Here is a 16379-nt window from a genome sequence, read left to right as displayed (position 1 = left end):
TAAAAATAAGGCCCGGGAAGCGCATTGCGCCTACCGGGCCCGATTTCCACAAGATTTAAACATTCAGTCCATTACGGCACGTCGCGCGCCATTACGGACTGCTTGCCATTTCTTTCAATTAGCCGAATAAACGATCGTTTCGACGCCGCTTTCCGTGCCGAGCAAGCACAGATTCGCGCCGCGCTCGGCGAACAGGCCGACCGTCACGACGCCCGGCCATGCGTTCACCTGCGCTTCGAAGCCGCGCGGATCGGCGATCTGCAGCCCCTTCACGTCGATGATCTCGTTACCGTTGTCGGTAATGGTCGGCGCACCGTCCTTCGTCACACGCAGCACCGGCACGCCGCCGAGCGCGGTCACGCGCCGGCCGATCGCCGTGCGCGCCATCGGCACGACTTCGATCGGCAGCGGGAACGCGCCGAGCACCGGCACGCGCTTGCTGGCGTCCGCGATGCAGACGAACGTGTCGGCCACCGACGCGACGATCTTCTCGCGCGTCAGCGCGCCGCCGCCGCCCTTGATCATCGCGCCGCTCGCGTCGATCTCGTCGGCGCCGTCGACGTACACCTGCAGCGAGTCGACCTCGTTCAGGTCGAACACCTTGATGCCATGCGACTTCAGGCGTTCGGTCGTGGCGATGGAGCTCGACACGGCGCCGCGATAGCGCGCCTTGACGACGGCGAGCGCGTCGATGAAACAGTTGGCGGTCGAGCCGGTACCGACGCCGATCACGGCGCCTTCCGGCACGTTCTGGATCACGTAATCAGCGGCGGCCTGGCCGACGAGGCGTTTGAGTTCGTCTTGAGTCATGGAGTGGTAATGCTGCGGGATTGCGGAAAACCGCCAGTTTACCGGACTCGGATGACGGTCCGCGTTTTTCGGCGTGCGGTGCGCCGCGGGTTCAGGGCGCGCCCGCCGCGGGCGCGTTGTCCGCCGGTTGCGTGCCGGGGAAGTACTTGTCGAGCAGCGCCTGCGCGATCGCGTCGGTTCCGGCGTCCGGGTTGCCCGCGTAGTCGGACGGCCTGAAATGCATCTGGAACGCCGCGAACACGCGTCGCGTGCGTGCGTCGAGCACGCCGTCGGTGGCCACGTCGTAGCCGTAGCGCGCGAGCTTGAGCTGCAGTTCGCGCACGTCGACCGGCGCATGCGGATCACGACCGCCGAGCCGCGCGGCCACGGTCGCATCGTCCGGCCACGCACCGACGCCGGCCTGGGCCAACGCTTGCCACGGAAACAGCGGCCCCGGATCGATCTTGCGTTGTGGCGCGATATCGCTGTGCCCGACCACGCGCGTCGGCGGAATCCCGTAGCGCGCGACGATGTCCTTCGACAGCCGGGTCAGCGCCGCGACCTGTTCGGGCGGATACGGTTGCCAGGTGCGGTTCTGCGGATCGAGCGGGCCGCGGTTCACGTTCTCGATGCCGATCGACACCGCGTTCAGCTCGGTCGTACCCTGCCACTCGCTGACGCCCGCGTGCCATGCGCGCTCCGATTCCGGAACGAGCTGGTAGACGACCGGCATCCCGCGCTCGATGCGCGGCTGCGGCGGGATGACGTAATGCACGCTGACCGAATCGCCCGTCAGCGTGCGCAGCGATTTCGCCTCGTCGCTTTCGGTGTAATGCATCACGAGAAAGCGGATCCGCGAATCGGCCCCGCGCGCGTTCAGGCTCGTGTCGGCGTAGTAGGTGCCGCGTTCGACGAGCGACGGCGACGTGCAGGCCGCCAGCAGGCACAGCACGGCACAGGATGCGCCAGCACGAAACAGGGTCATCGGTCGCGAGTTCCGGAGAGCCGCGTGCCGCATCGGATCGCGGCACGCGTCGTTCGGGTCGTTCGAGGCCCGCGCAGGTCGCGCGGGACGGGCTGCGTCAGCCCTTCACGCGCCGCTGGCGTACGGCTTCGTACAGGCACACGCCGCTTGCGACCGACACGTTCAGGCTTTCCACGCTGCCGGCCATCGGAATGCTCATCACTTCGTCGCAGGTGTCGCGCGTGAGCCGGCGCATGCCTTCGCCTTCCGCGCCCATCACGAGCGCGACGGGGCCGTCGAGCTTCGTTTCATAGAGCGTTGCCGACGCCTCGTCCGACGTGCCGATGATCCACACGCCGGCGTCCTTCAGCTCGCGCAGCGCGCGGGCGAGGTTCGTCACCGTGATGTACGGCACCGTATCGGCCGCGCCGCTCGCCACCTTGGCCGCGGTTGCATTCAGGCCGACCGCACGGTCGCGCGGCGCGATCACCGCGTGCGCGCCGGCCGAATCGGCGACACGCAGGCATGCGCCGAGGTTATGCGGATCGGTGACGCCGTCGAGCACCAGCAGCAGCGCGGGGCCCTGGATGCCGTCGAGCAGCTCGGACAGATTCTGCGCGAGCGGGACGTCCTCGACGCGCGCGACGACGCCCTGGTGGCGCTCGGTGTGGGCGAGGCCCCACAGGCGCGTTTCGTCGGCCGCGATCAGCCGCACGCCCGCTTCCTTCGCGGCGTGCAGGAAGTCCTGCATGCGGCGGTCGCGGCGCGTCTGGTCGTACAGCACCTCCGCAACCGTCGATGCATCGTGCCGCAAACGTGCGGTCACCGCATGAAAACCGTAAAGAACCTTCAGACGTGACATGACTGGAACAACCTTCGATCAAACGTGCGGCCGCGCGACGCGCGCAGCCGCGATCCATGGAAAAGGAAAGCGCCGCGTTGCCGGCCGATGACCGGTGACGCGGCGTCTCTCGATGCTGCAGGGCGGGCGCTTGCGCCGCCCCGAACGCTCAATACTTCTTGCGGGGGCGTGTCTTCTTCGCGGTCGGCTTTGCCGCCGCACCGCCGCCAGTGCCGCTTTTCTTCTTCGCGGCGGCACGCGCAGCGCGCGCTTCCTTCACCGCGACGCTCGGCGCGCTCGCAGCCTTCTTGTGGCGCGGCGCGGGTTCTTCCGCCTGCGGCACCGCGCGTACACGCGGGCCGTTGCGGTCGACACCGCCGCCAGTGGGCGCCGGCGCGGGCGACGGACGCGGCGCCTTCACCGGCGTATCCCGCACGAGGCGGAAGTCGATCTTGCGCGCGTCGAGATCGACGCGGCTCACCTGCACGCGCACGCGATCCGACAGGCGATAGCGGATGCCCGTCCGCTCGCCGCGCAGCTCGTTCTTGATCTCGTCGTACTGGAAGTAATCCGAACCGAGTTCCGTGACGTGCACGAGCCCTTCGATGAAGAGCGTGTCGAGCTGCACGAAGATGCCGAACGACGTGACGCCGTTCACCATCCCGCCGTACTCCTCGCCGAGCTTGTCGCGCATGAAGTAGCACTTGAGCCAGGCTTCGACGTCGCGCGACGCTTCGTCCGCGCGGCGCTCGTTCGCCGAGCAGTGCAGGCCGAGCTCTTCCCAGATCGCCGTGTTCGGGCGCGAGCGGCCGCGCGTTTCGTCGTCGGCCTGCTGCATCGCGCGGGCGCGCGGTGACAGCGCGGTATTCAGTTCGAAACCGTCCGGCGCCTTCGGCGTGTATTTCTTGCCCGACAGGATCGCGTAGATCGCGCGGTGCGTGAGCAGGTCCGGATAACGGCGGATCGGGCTCGTGAAGTGCGCGTACGCCTCGTAGGCAAGGCCGAAGTGACCGATGTTGTCCGGGCTGTAGACGGCCTGCTGCATCGAGCGCAGCAGCATCGGCTGCAGCATCTGCGCATCGGGCCGGTCGCGGATCTGCGCCATCAGCGCTGCGTAGTCGCTCGCATGCGGTTTGTCGCCGCCACCGAGCGACAGGCCCATGCCGCGCAGGAATGCGCGCAGGTTCTCGAGCTTCTCCGGCGTTGGCCCCGCGTGCACGCGGTACAGGCCCGGATGCTTGTTGCGCTTCAGGAAATCGGCCGCGCAGACGTTCGCGGCCAGCATGCATTCCTCGATCAGCTTGTGCGCATCGTTACGCTGGCGCGGCACGATCTGCTCGATCTTGCCCTGCGAATTGCAGACGATGTAGGTCTCGGTCGTGTCGAAGTCGATTGCGCCACGCTTCTGCCGCGCGGCGAACAGTGACTTGTAGACGCCGTACAGATCCTGCAGATGCGGCAGCAGGTCCGCGCGGCGCGCGGCCTCCGGCCCCTTCGTGTTCGACAGCACGGCCGCGACTTCGGTGTACGTGAGGCGCGCAGCCGAATGAATGACGGCCGGATAGAACTGGTACGCCTTGATCTCGCCGCGCGCGGTGATCACCATGTCGCACGCGAGCACGCAGCGGTCGACCTGCGGATTCAGCGAGCACAGGCCGTTCGACAGCTTCTCCGGCAGCATCGGAATCACGCGCCGCGGGAAGTAGACCGACGTGCTGCGCTCGAGCGCGTCGGCGTCGAGCCCGCTGCCCGGCTGTACGTAGTGCGATACGTCGGCGATCGCGACGATCAGCCGGTAGCCGTCGCCACGGCCGACCTTGACCGGCTCGCAGTAGACGGCGTCGTCGAAGTCGCGTGCGTCCTCGCCGTCGATCGTCACGAGCGGCACGTCGCGCAGGTCGACGCGGAAACGCAGGTCGGTCGGCCGCACCTTGTCGGGCAGCGCGGCGGCTTCGTCGAGCGCCGGCGGGCTGAATTCATGCGGCACGCCGTACTTGCGCACCGCGATTTCGATTTCCATGCCCGGATCGTCGATGTCGCCGAGCACCTCGACGACACGGCCGAGCGGCTGCGAATGACGGCTCGGGAAATCGGTCAGCTCGACGACGACGACCTGCCCGACCTTCGCCTTCTTCACGTTCTGCGTGATCAGGATGTCGTGGCCGATGCGCTTGTCTTCCGGCGCGACGATCAGCGCGCCGTTCTCGTTGAGCAGGCGGCCGATCACGCGCTTGTTCGCGCGCTCGGTAACTTCGACGACATGCCCTTCCGGGCGGCCGCGGCGATCGTAACCGACGATGCGCGCGAGCACGCGATCGTTGTGCATCACCTTCTGCATTTCGCCGTTCGGCAGGAACAGGTCGTCCTGGCCGTCGTCGCGGATCACGAACCCGTAGCCGTCGCGATGCCCCTGCACGCGCCCGGCGACGAAGTTCGACGGATGGGTCAACTGGTAGTGGCCGCGCTTGTCGAGGCGGATCTGGCCGTCGCGTTCCATCGCGGCGACACGCCGGAAGAACCCCTCGCGCTCCTGACGCTTGATCGACAGTGCTTCGGCGATATCGTTGGCGGCCAGCGACGCGTCGCTCGTACGCAGCACGCCGAGAATTTCTTCACGGCTCGGAATGGGGTACGGATATTTGCTCAAGGGTTTGTCGATGATTGTTCTCGTTGCGTTGACTGATGGTGCACGGCATCAACATAGAGGTGTCCTTCCGACAGTTCTATATTGACGGCGGCGGGTCATTCTATCACCCGCCTGTGTCGCCAAAAGACGGGAATGCCGCCGGCAGGCGCGGCGGAGCCCGGTTTGCGATGCGTCTCAAAAAAGTGTTGACACGAATAATTGGGGCGCTATAATTTCGCTTCTTTGCAGCAGGCAGCTACTGCAAAACGTGCCCAGGTGGCGGAATTGGTAGACGCACTAGGTTCAGGTCCTAGCGGTGGCAACATCGTGGAGGTTCGAGTCCTCTCCTGGGCACCATCTGTTTTTAAAAAGGTCGGCTTCTAGCCGGCCTTTTTTCATTTCCGGCGCCAAGAAACGGCGCTCGGCTCACTCGCCGATGAACTTGCGCAGCAGCCGGAACAGTTCGTCAAACTCGGCCTTCGAAGAGTTCCGCAAGCGGGCGTCGAGCACCTTCGGCGCGATCTCCGGGATCTGCGCGGCAGCCGCCTGCCCCGCGTCGGTCAGCCGAGGCTCACCACCCGTCGATCGCTCATGCTGCACTCATGTTGCGCGAACGCTCGACGAGCCCCTTGTCCTCCCTATGCAATCCAATGCAAGCGGGAGACATCGATCGGACGCCCTCGCCTCCTCTTATGCCCGCCAGCCGGATCGATAGCAGAATTTATCGGTTATCGTCCGCCCGCCCTGTTGGTACGTTAGCCGGCTCGCTTCGATGCAACGAACCAGACACGAGGAGTACAACCCATGACGTCGATGAACCGCCGCGCGTTCGCACGCGCGATGCTGGCCGCAGGCCTCACTGCCGCCGGCGTTCGAACGCACGCCGAGAACGCGCAGGATGTGCTGCGCATCGGCTACCAGAAGTCGTCGACGCTCATCACGCTGCTCAAGACGCGCGGCGCAATCGAGCAGGCACTGGCGCCGCTTGGGCTGCGCGTGTCGTGGCATGAATTCGCGAGCGGATTGCCACTGACCGAAGCGCTCAACGTCGGCGCGGTCGATTTCAGCGCCGACGTGGCCGATACGGTCCCGGTCTTCGCGCAAGCCGCGCATGCGCGTTTCGTATACGTCGCACAGGAAGCGCCTTCGCCGAAGGCGCAAGCGATCGTCGTCAAGCAGGACAGCGCGCTGCGCACGCTCGCCGATCTCAAGGGCAAGCGCATTGCGGTCACGAAAGCAGCCGGCAGCCATTACCTGCTGCTTGCCGCGCTCGCACGCGCGAAGCTCGGGCCTGCCGATGCAGCGATCCACTACCTGACGCCTGCGGACGGCCGTGCGGCGTTCGAGCGCGGCAGCGTGGACGCGTGGATCACGTGGGATCCCTATGTCGCGTCGGTCGACCGGAATCCCGACGTGCGGATTCTGGCCGACGGCAACGGACTCGCGTCGTATCAGCGCTACTACCTCGCATCGAGCAGTTTCGCCGCCGCGCGGCCCGACGTCGTCCAGATCCTGTTCGACCAGCTGTCGCAGGCCGGCACGTGGCTGCGCGACCACCCGCAGGAAGCCGCGAATACACTCGCGCCAATCTGGGGGCTCGACGCAGCGACGATCGCGCGCGCGAACGCGCGGCGCAGCTATCTCGTCCGCGCGGTGGTCGCGCAAAACTTCGGCGAACAGCAGAAGATCGCCGACACGTTCCTCGCAGCCGGGCTGCTGCCGGCCCGCGTCGATACGCGCCAGGCGCAGCGCTGGAATTTCGCCGCGAAGCGCGCGGATTCGGTCGGCGCGTGAGAATCCGTCGCGCGAGGGGCACTATTTTTATCGCCTTGAATGAAATTGTGTTGACAGACTCTGCCAACACGCTAGAATAGCGGTCTTCGCACTGCAGTAAGCGAAACGTGCCCAGGTGGCGGAATTGGTAGACGCACTAGGTTCAGGTCCTAGCGGTGGCAACATCGTGGAGGTTCGAGTCCTCTCCTGGGCACCATCTGTTTTCTAAAAAGGTCGGCTTCTAGCCGGCCTTTTTTCATTTCCGGCATCCGAAATTGATGCACCCACGCGCAATCGGAATCACAAGTTCGACGATGCGCGTCGGCCGTCGTGATGTTTGCGTACTCCGCCCCATGCTCCGAACAAGTCCGTCAAATTATTTTCGTTCGCGACCTCAAATTCTGTTGACAGTCGCTCGAGACGAGCTATAATTTCGCTTCTTTGCAGCAAGCAGCTACTGCAAAACGTGCCCAGGTGGCGGAATTGGTAGACGCACTAGGTTCAGGTCCTAGCGGTGGCAACATCGTGGAGGTTCGAGTCCTCTCCTGGGCACCATCTGTTTTTAAAAAGGTCGGCTTCTAGCCGGCCTTTTTTCATTTCCGGCTCCGGAAACACTCCCTCCATCCTCCGCAAGCAATTCAATCGGTTCGGTGCGCGTAACCGGCGCCGATGAGCCGTGGCGGCATGCTGCGAATCCGGCGACAACCCATTGCCCCGGGTTCGTACACCATCCGCGCGACCTCGTGCCTGACCTTCCAGGTCCTCCGCGATCCCCCCGATTCCCGCCGCCCTGCACCGCCATCCACCGCCTCTGCCCCAAAATCGGGATTTCCCTAGGCTGACATGCGAGCGCTCACGCGGTTAAATAAATCAACGTGATTTATTTAATGCGCCAACCGACGACGCAACATGGAAGGAGACACCATGCGAAGCCCGCACTTCGGCCAGGGAAGCAATTCGGCCAACGTGCGCCGTTACAACGAGCGCCTGCTGCTGAAGACGCTGCGCCGCGCAGGCAGCGCGTCGAAGGCCGACCTCGCCCGCCTTGCGAACATGACGGGAACGGCGGTCGGCAGCATCATCACGTCGCTCGCCGACGCGAAGCTGATCGAATTCGCTGGCCGCACCGAAGGCCAGCGCGGCCAGCCGGCCTCGCTGATCCGCCTCGATCCACGCGGCGCATTCGGCATCGGCGTCCATCTCGACCGCATGCGCATCGAAACGGCGCTCGTCAACTTCGCGGGCGACGTGCTCGGCCGCCGCTCGCATGACATGCTGCTGCCGCCGCCCGCCGACGTGCTCGAGATCGTCCGTCACGACATCGACGCGATGCAGGCCCTGCTCCCCGACCACGAACGCGCCCGCCTGACCGGCATCGGCGTCGCGCAGCCCTACAACCTCGGCGCGTGGATGCGCGAGCTCGGCCTCGCACCCGACACGTTCCGCGCGTGGGAAGACGTCGATTTCGCAAGCGACCTCGGTCGCACGCTGTCGCTTCCGGTATTCGGCGAAAACGACGGCAACGCGGCCGCGATCGCCGAGCTGTTCTACGGATACGGCCGGCAGTGCGACGACTTCGTCTACCTGTTCATCGGGCCGGCGATCGGCGGCGGCATCGCGATCGACGGCGACTGCCTGCGCGGCGTGACCGGCAATGCGGGCGACATCGCCGTGATTCCCGTGCTGCCGAGCCGGCTGGCTTCCGCGCCGCCGCCACGCGGCCCGTGGGACATCCTGCTCGCGCGCGCGTCGCTGCATGCACTCGTGCGCCATCTCCGCCATCACGGCGAGACGGTGGACAACCGGGCCGATCTCGAAGCGTGCATCGCCCGCGGCCTGCCCGCCGTCGACGAATGGATCGACGATTGCGTCGACGCGCTCGCGCCGGCGTTGCGCGCGGTGCTGTGCGTGGTCGATGCGCCGGTGGTCGTGCTCGACGCCGATACCGACGCGGGCCTGCTCGACGCGGTCACGACGCGCCTGCGCGCGGCGCTCGTGGCCACTGCACCCGAAGCACGCGGCACGCCGACGCTCGTGCGCGGCACGTTCGGCGCCGACGCCGGCGCGATCGGCGCCGCCACGCTGCCGATGTTCTTCAACTTCTCCCCGCGGGCCGGCATCCTCAAGGGCGCCCGCACCGACTCGCAGGAGGTCCACCATGTCGCGTTCTGAGTCGCCCCGTCCGCTGCTCGAGATGCGCGGAATCAGCAAGACATTCCCCGCCGTGCGCGCGCTCGACAACGTCAGCCTGACCGTCTATCCCGGCGAGATCCATTCGCTGATGGGCGAAAACGGTGCGGGCAAATCGACGCTGATGAAGATCCTGTCGGGCGCATACCGCGCCGACGCCGGCGGCGAGATCCTGATCGACGGCAAGCGCATCGACATCGACGGCCCGCTCGCCGCGCGCGATGCGGGCGTCGCCGTGATCTACCAGGAGCTGTGCCTGTCGCCGAACCTGACCGTCGCGGAAAACATCTACATCGGCCGCGAACTGCGGCGCGGCAACCGGCGCTGGGGCACGATCGACCGCGCGGCGATGGCGCGCGGCTGCGAGGACGTGCTCGCACGCCTCGGTGCGCCGTTCGGTCCGGACACGCTCGTCGGCACCCTGTCGATCGCCGAACAGCAGCTCGTCGAGATTGCACGCGCCGTCCACACCCGTGCGCGCATCCTCGTGATGGACGAACCGACGACGCCGCTGTCGTCGCGCGAGACCGAGCATCTGTTCGGCCTGATCCGCCAGCTGCGCGAGGAAGGTCTCGCGATCATCTACATCAGTCACCGGATGGCGGAAATCTACGAACTGTCCGACCGCGTGTCGGTGCTGCGCGACGGGTCGTACGTCGGCACGCTCGAGCGTGAATCGCTGTCGGCCGAGCGGCTCGTCGCGATGATGGTGGGCCGCGACATCTCCGGCTTCTACAAGAAGGAACATGCGCCGTACGACCCCGGCCACCTGCTGCTGTCGGTGCGCGACATCGGCGACGGCAATCGTGTGCGCGGCTGCAGCCTCGACCTGCATGCCGGCGAGGTGCTCGGTATCGCCGGGCTCGTCGGCGCGGGCCGCACCGAGCTCGCACGACTCATATTCGGCGCGGAGCCGCGCACGCGCGGCGACGTGAAGCTGGGCGATCGCGCGTTCGGCGCGCATTCGCCGCGCGACGCGATCGACGCCGGCCTCGTCTACCTGACGGAAGACCGCAAGCGCCAGGGCCTGTTCCTCGACATGAGCGTACGCGACAACATCAACATCTCCGTATGCAACCGCGATGCCCGGCTCGGTGCGCTCGACCTCGCGCGCGGCGCCGACCGCGCACGCGACGCGATCGCATCGCTGTCGATCCGCGTGCCGAACGCGAACGTGAACGTCGGCGCGCTGTCGGGCGGCAACCAGCAGAAAGTGCTGCTGTCGCGCCTGCTCGAGACGAAGCCGCGCGTGCTGATCCTCGACGAGCCGACACGCGGCGTCGACATCGGCGCGAAATCCGAGATCTACCGGATCATCAACGAACTCGCCCGGGCCGGCGTCGGCGTGATCGTGATCTCGAGCGAGCTGCCGGAAATCATCGGTGTCGCCGACCGCGTGCTCGTGATGCGCGAAGGCGAGATCGCCGGCGAACTCGGCGGCCACACGCACACGCCCATCACACAGGAAGCGATCATCGCGCTCGCAACCGGCTCGCAGGCCGAACTCGCTGACGCGCACTGACCACGGCCCTTCATTTCTCTCTTCACTCAAGGTACCGAAATGATCAACCCGACCAAGCAGCGGAACCTCGCTTCCGCGACGGCCCATCCGGTGGCCAACCGTACGCCCCTGACGCGTGGCGCCGATCATCGCGCGCGCATGCAGTCGCTGATGCGCACCGCCGGCATGCTGCCGGTATTGCTGGTCCTGTGCATCGGCTTCGGCTTCCTGACCGACGGCTTCTTCACGCTGCAGAACCTGTCGATCGTCACGCAGCAGGCGTCGATCAACATCGTGCTCGCCGCCGGCATGACCTTCGTGATCCTGACGGGCGGCATCGACCTGTCGGTCGGCTCGGTGCTCGCCGCCGCGGCCGTCGCGGCGCTGCTCGCGTCGACCATCCCGGGCTGGGGCTGGCTCGGCGTGCCGTTCGCGCTCCTCGTCGGCCTCGTGTTCGGCGCGATCAACGGCGGCCTGATCTCCTTCCTGCGCCTGCCGCCGTTCATCGTCACGCTCGGCGCGATGACAGCCGTGCGCGGCGTTGCGCGCCTGATCGGCAACGACACGACCGTGTTCAATCCGCAGTTGCCGTTCGCATTCATCGGCAACGGCACGATCCTCGGCGTGCCGTGGCTCGTCGTGATCGCGTGCGCGGTAATCGCGATCTCGTGGTTCATCTTGCGCCGCACCGTACTCGGGATGCGCATCTATTCGGTCGGCGGCAATCCGGAAGCGGCCCGCCTGTCGGGTATCAACGTGCGGGCGATCCAGCTGTTCGTCTACGCGGCGTCGGGCCTGCTCGCCGGCCTCGGCGCGGTGATGTCGGCCGCGCGGCTCTATGCGGCCAACGGGCTGCAGCTCGGCCAGTCGTACGAACTCGACGCGATCGCCGCGGTGATCCTCGGCGGCACGAGCTTCGTCGGCGGCGTCGGCTCGATCGTCGGCACGCTGATCGGTGCCCTGATCATCGCGGTGCTGACGAACGGCCTCGTACTGCTCGGCGTGTCCGACATCTGGCAGTACATCATCAAGGGGCTCGTGATCATCGGCGCTGTCGCGCTCGACCGCTACCGCCAGCGCGATTCGGCGCGTACCTGAGCCCCTTCCCGTCCATTCGACCTTGCAGCGCAGGCCGATCCCTGCGCCCGCACACCAACCCACTTCACGGAGACACAACGACATGTTCAAGCACAAAGCCGCCCTGACCGCCGTCGCCTGCGCACTCGCCTTCGGTGCGTCCGCCGCGCACGCGGCCGACAAGCCGCTCAAATCGATCGGCGTCACGGTCGGGTCGCTCGGCAACCCGTACTTCGTCACGATCGTCAAGGGCGCCGAGGCGCGCGCCAAGCAGATCAACCCGAATGCGAAGGTCACGGCCGTGTCGGCCGACTACGACCTGAACAAGCAGTTCACGCAGATCGACAACTTCATCTCCGCGCACGTCGACATGATCCTGCTCAACGCGACCGATCCGAAGGCGATCGAGCCTGCGGTGAAGAAGGCGCAGGCGGCCGGCATCACGGTCGTCGCGGTCGACGTCGCGGCCGCCGGCGCGAACGCGACCGTGCAGACCAACAACGTGAAGGCCGGCGAGCTGGCATGCGACTACATCGCGAAGAAGCTCAACGGCAAGGGCAACGTGATCATCGAGAACGGCCCGCAGGTGTCGGCCGTGATCGATCGCGTCAACGGCTGCAAGACCGTGCTCGCGAAAAACGCGGGCATCAAGCTGCTGTCGAGCGACCAGGACGGCAAGGGCTCGCGCGAAGGCGGGATGAACGCGATGCAGGGCTACCTGACGCGCTTTCCGAAGCTCGATGCGGTATTCACGATCAACGACCCGCAGGCGATCGGCAGCGATCTCGCCGCGAAGCAGCTGAACCGTCCGGGCATCGTGATCACGTCGGTGGACGGCGCGCCCGATATCGAGGTCGCGCTCAAGTCGAATACGCTCGTGCAGGCGTCGTCGAGCCAGGACCCTTGGGCGATGGCGCAGCAGGCCGTCAACGTCGGCTACGGCATCATGAACGGCCAGAAGCCGGCCAACCCGATGATCCTGATCGAACCGACGCTCATCACGCGCGACAGCGTGAAGACCTACAAGGGCTGGAGCACGCCGCGCTGATCGCGCCGCCCATCCGCCCGCACAACCGGGCAGTGCCGGGCCACGTCGCAGCGTGCGACGGGCCGCACTGCCCGCTTTTTCAGATCAACTGCTGCATGGCCGCGCGCAACGCCGCGGCGCAAGGTTTCGACATGACGACGACGTTTCCCCGCCTGATCGTATTCGGCGAAGCATTGACCGATTTCATCCGCGACGACGCGCAGCACTGGCACAGCGTCGCCGGCGGCTCATGCTGGAACGTCGCGCGCGTCGGTGCGCGACTCGGCGTGCCGACTGCCTTCGCCGGCACGGTCAGCCGCGACACCTTCGGCGACGAGCTCATGCACAAGAGCGCCGACGCGGGGCTCGACATGCGCTTCATCCGGCAGGTCGATCGTGCGCCGCTGCTCGCGATGGTCGTGTCGAAGCAGCCGCCCCACTATTTTTTCATCGGCGAGAACAGTGCCGATCTCGCGTTCGATCCAGCGGACCTGCCCGCCGGCTCACTCGACGCGGCCGAGATCGTGCATGTGGGTTCGCTCGGCGTCGTACGCGAGCCGCTGGCGGCCCGCCTGATCGAAGTGGCGCAGGCCGCGCGGGCGGCCGGCAAGCGGATCTCGTTCGACCCGAACTTTCGTGCACCGATGGCCGCGCCGTCGTATCGCGACACGCTGCGCCGGCTGGCCGGGCTCGCCGACTGGATCAAGGTGTCCGACGAGGATCTGCGCGGCCTGTTTCCCGAACTCGATGAAGCCGCCGCGCTCGCGCAACTGCGCACGTGGGCACCCGACGCGACGATGCTCGTCACGCGCGGCGCATCCGGCATGCAGCTCCTGCATCGCGATACCGTGCTGTTCCAGCCCGCGTTTCCGACCGAAGTTGCCGACACCGTCGGCTGCGGCGATGCGAGCGTCGGCGGCTGGCTCGCGAGCCAGCTCACGCGCCCCGATGCATCAGCCGCCGAGCATCTGCGCTACGCAGCCGCGTGCGCGGCGGTCGCCTGTGCGCATGCAGGCGCCTATGCGCCGACGGCGGCCGAAGTGACCGACATGATCGATCGCTCCGCCGACGCCGTGGTTTCGCAATAGCACGCACCGGCGCGCCGCCCCGTCACACGACGCGCGTTCCACCGCTGCCGTCCGGCGGCATCCCGGCCTGCAGCAGTTGCAGGCTCTCGTCGACACTCAGTTCGGACATCGCGTCGTCGTGCAGCGTATCGTCGGCTGCGCGGCGCAACGCATGCAGCGCGTGCACCTTGAGCCGCACGATCGCGAGCCGCAACCCGCGCGCCGTGCATTCGGCGACGAACGTGCGCAACGATTCGATCGTCGTGCTGTCGACATCCGGCGTTTCCTCGAGGCTCAGCATCACGGTATGCGTGTCCGGCGCGGCCTTCATCAGCGCACGCACACGGTTCAGCATCCGGTCCGCATTCGCGAAGAACAGCTGCGCCTCCGGACGCACGATCAGCACGCCCGGCACCGGCCTCGCTTCGGCATGGCTCGCCACGTCGACGAAATCGTGACTGTCACGCAGCCTGCCGAGCACGCTGACGTTCGGCTCGGACAGCTTGCGCAGCGTCAGCAGCAGGCTCACGCCGATGGCCGCCAGCAGCCCGTGCAGCACACCGAGCACGAGCACCGCGAGCAGCGCGGCAATCACGACGAGCCGGTCGCGATGCCAGGCCCAGTACGGCCGGAATACGGACGGATGCAGCGAGTGGCTGACCGCGAAGATCACGATCGCCGCGAGCACGGGCTCGGGCGTGCGCGCGAGCTGCGGCAGCAGCAGCCAGACGATCAGCGCGACCACACCCGCTGCCCACAGACCGGCAAAGCGCGATTGCGCGCCGGCCGCTTCGTTCGCCGAGGTCGCCGAATAGCCGGCACCGACCGGCATCCCGTGCAGCAGGCCCGACACGAGATTCGCGCAGCCGAGCGCGACGAGGTCGCGATTCGGCGACACGCTGTCGCCATGCTTCAGCGCGAAGTTGCGGATCGATCCGTACGATTCCGCGTACAGGATCAGCATCAGCGCGAACGCAAGCTCGATGGTCTGCATCCACGCATTGCGGTCGAGGGTCGGCAGGCCGAACTCGATATGCCTGAAATCGATATGGCCGACGATCGCGATGCGGTATCGCTGCCAGTCGATTGCATAGCCCGCCGCGATCGACAGCACGATCACGACGAGCGTCGCGGGCACGCGCGTGCTCCGCCCGAGCGCGAACAACAACGCCAGTGCGGTCGCACCGAGCACGACGCTTGCGAGATTCGCATGCGGCGCGCCGGTGATCAGGTCGAGCGCGACATGCGGCGCATCGCTGTGCTGCACGGAAATCGCGAGAATCTTCGGCAACTGCTTGATGACGATCGTCAGTGCGAGGCCGAACGTGAAGCCGCGCAGCACCGGCCGCGCGACGAAGTCCGACATGCCGCCGAGCCGCGCGGCGCCCGCCAGGATGAACAGCACGCCCGTCATCGCGACGAGCGCCGCCGCGAGCGCGAGCTGAGCGGCGAGTGCCATCCCCGATTCCGCGAGCACGGTCGCCGCGAGCACGGCGGCCGACGACGACGTCGACGACACGATCGCGAAGCGGCTGCTGCCGGTGAGCGCATAGACGACGAGCCCCGAGAGCAATGCAATGAGACCGGCCTGCGGCGGCAGGTTGGCCAACCCCGCGTACGCGACCGCCTCGGGTATCAGCAGGCCCGCGATCGACAGGCCGGCCAGCGCATCGAGGCCGATGCGCCGCGTGGGCGGCGGCGAGGCCGCGTCGCGCACGGAAAAATGGTCGGCATGCTGCGGGCCGGCATCGGGGCGGATCGGGGCGGTCGTCATGTGGGAGTCAGGGCTTGACGGCGATGACGCCCGACCAGCCGGGCAGATAGCGTGCATCCTGCTCGTGCGCGCGATGCAGTGCGACGTCGAGCGCCTTCGCGAAGTTCTTGCGGATCTGGTCGAGCGACACGTGCTGGCGCAGGTAGTCGGCCCACAGGAACTCGCTGAACGGCGTCGCGTCCTTCGCATAGCCGCCCGCCGTGCGCAGCTCGCCGGCGAGGCTGCGATACGGATCGTCCACGAGCCCCGTCAGCACCTTCGGCAGGTTCGCGTAGTCGCGGCGCGTGCCGTCCGCGCCGAACGGATGCACCCACTGGTTGTGTTCCATCATCCGCCAGAAGATCGTGTCGTCGAGCCACGACAGATCCTTCAGCAGCATCGCGTTCACGCGCGCCTCCCCTTCCTCGATCAGCGCGAGGCCGAGATGGTGGTGATCGGTGATGTAGTGCAGCCCGTTCGGGCCGAGCACGGCCGGGAACCAGTGCGACTCGATCGCGGCCTTGCGCGCGCGCTTGCTGAGCGTCTTCCAGTGCTTGCGCTTCGCCTTGACTTCACGATAGCCGACTGTCATCTGCGTGGGACGCAGTTCTTCCAGCTTGACGGGAATCAGATGAACATCGTTGCCGAGTGCCATGGTCGTACCCCATGTTGCGAAATTCCGGCAACGATACTCCTGAACGCGCGAGCCGTTAATACGTCATGATCTCGATACGCATCCGGTTGACGATCTCTGACAACCACTCAACGGCC

General features: G+C 66.7%; 12 protein-coding genes, 3 tRNA genes and 1 pseudogene. 9 read left to right on the top strand and 7 right to left on the bottom strand.

Translation table 11 applies throughout. The annotated features are described in order from the left end of the window. Window positions 1-114: 114 nt before the first annotated feature. The 4 genes from rpiA to rnr all read right to left on the bottom strand — a co-directional run bounded on the left by rpiA (window position 115) and on the right by rnr (window position 5241). Complete coding sequence (rpiA, locus tag B7G54_RS09815; RefSeq protein WP_085038929.1) at window positions 115-810, bottom strand: ribose-5-phosphate isomerase RpiA; 696 nt, start codon at window positions 808-810, stop codon at window positions 115-117. A gap of 91 nt (window positions 811-901) precedes the next feature. Continuing rightward, window positions 902-1774, bottom strand: coding sequence for an N-acetylmuramoyl-L-alanine amidase (locus B7G54_RS09810; protein WP_085038928.1), 873 nt, complete (start codon window positions 1772-1774; stop codon window positions 902-904). A 97-nt stretch (window positions 1775-1871) separates the two neighbouring features. Next, window positions 1872-2615 carry a 23S rRNA (guanosine(2251)-2'-O)-methyltransferase RlmB gene (rlmB, locus tag B7G54_RS09805; protein ID WP_085038927.1) on the bottom strand — a complete coding sequence of 248 codons (744 nt, stop codon included), beginning with the start codon at window positions 2613-2615 and terminating at the stop codon, window positions 1872-1874. A gap of 148 nt (window positions 2616-2763) precedes the next feature. Next, window positions 2764-5241 carry a ribonuclease R gene (rnr, locus tag B7G54_RS09800; protein ID WP_085038926.1) on the bottom strand — a complete coding sequence of 826 codons (2478 nt, stop codon included), beginning with the start codon at window positions 5239-5241 and terminating at the stop codon, window positions 2764-2766. A gap of 249 nt (window positions 5242-5490) precedes the next feature. Here rnr and B7G54_RS09795 point away from each other — a divergent pair. Continuing rightward, window positions 5491-5577: transfer RNA gene (locus B7G54_RS09795), tRNA-Leu, on the top strand. Window positions 5578-5646: 69 nt separating this feature from the next. On the opposite strand, the pseudogene B7G54_RS09790 reads toward B7G54_RS09795, so the two are convergent. Then, window positions 5647-5816 (bottom strand): annotated as a pseudogene (locus B7G54_RS09790) (MarR family transcriptional regulator); the annotation flags it as partial. 208 nt (window positions 5817-6024) lie between these two features. Here B7G54_RS09790 and B7G54_RS09785 point away from each other — a divergent pair. From B7G54_RS09785 to B7G54_RS09750, 8 genes are all read left to right on the top strand, one after another. Next, a complete protein-coding gene (locus tag B7G54_RS09785; protein WP_085038925.1) occupies window positions 6025-7014 on the top strand; it encodes an aliphatic sulfonate ABC transporter substrate-binding protein in 990 nt (329 codons plus the stop codon). Between the two features lie 109 nt (window positions 7015-7123). After that, a tRNA-Leu gene (locus tag B7G54_RS09780) sits at window positions 7124-7210 on the top strand. Window positions 7211-7461: 251 nt separating this feature from the next. Then, window positions 7462-7548, top strand: a tRNA-Leu gene (locus tag B7G54_RS09775). Window positions 7549-7917: 369 nt separating this feature from the next. Beyond that, on the top strand, window positions 7918-9165 hold the full coding sequence (locus B7G54_RS09770) for an ROK family protein (protein WP_085039188.1): 1248 nt from the start codon (window positions 7918-7920) through the stop codon (window positions 9163-9165). Continuing rightward, window positions 9152-10705, top strand: a complete 1554-nt coding sequence (locus B7G54_RS09765; protein WP_085038924.1) for a sugar ABC transporter ATP-binding protein — start codon at window positions 9152-9154, stop codon at window positions 10703-10705. Before B7G54_RS09770 ends, B7G54_RS09765 begins: the two co-directional genes overlap by 14 nt. A gap of 39 nt (window positions 10706-10744) precedes the next feature. Next, window positions 10745-11782: an ABC transporter permease subunit gene (locus B7G54_RS09760; protein WP_085038923.1), complete on the top strand. Its 1038-nt coding sequence runs from the start codon at window positions 10745-10747 to the stop codon at window positions 11780-11782. Between the two features lie 82 nt (window positions 11783-11864). After that, window positions 11865-12809, top strand: coding sequence for an ABC transporter substrate-binding protein (locus tag B7G54_RS09755; RefSeq protein ID WP_085038922.1), 945 nt, complete (start codon window positions 11865-11867; stop codon window positions 12807-12809). A 131-nt stretch (window positions 12810-12940) separates the two neighbouring features. Then, window positions 12941-13876, top strand: a complete 936-nt coding sequence (locus B7G54_RS09750) for a carbohydrate kinase family protein (protein ID WP_085039187.1) — start codon at window positions 12941-12943, stop codon at window positions 13874-13876. A gap of 22 nt (window positions 13877-13898) precedes the next feature. On the opposite strand, the gene B7G54_RS09745 is transcribed toward B7G54_RS09750, so the two are convergent. Both B7G54_RS09745 and B7G54_RS09740 read right to left on the bottom strand, forming a co-directional pair. Continuing rightward, window positions 13899-15629: a SulP family inorganic anion transporter gene (locus tag B7G54_RS09745; RefSeq protein WP_085038921.1), complete on the bottom strand. Its 1731-nt coding sequence runs from the start codon at window positions 15627-15629 to the stop codon at window positions 13899-13901. A 7-nt stretch (window positions 15630-15636) separates the two neighbouring features. Beyond that, the gene (locus B7G54_RS09740; RefSeq protein ID WP_085038920.1) at window positions 15637-16263 is read right to left on the bottom strand and encodes a ParB-like protein; all 627 of its coding nucleotides are present in this window, start codon (window positions 16261-16263) and stop codon (window positions 15637-15639) included. Window positions 16264-16379: the final 116 nt, after the last annotated feature.

The sequence above is a fragment of the Burkholderia puraquae genome, from assembly GCF_002099195.1.
In the GTDB taxonomy this organism is placed as follows: Bacteria; Pseudomonadota; Gammaproteobacteria; order Burkholderiales; family Burkholderiaceae; genus Burkholderia; species Burkholderia puraquae.
The sequence above is the reverse complement of the archived record's forward strand: the minus strand, read 5'-3'. Positions and strand labels throughout refer to the sequence as shown.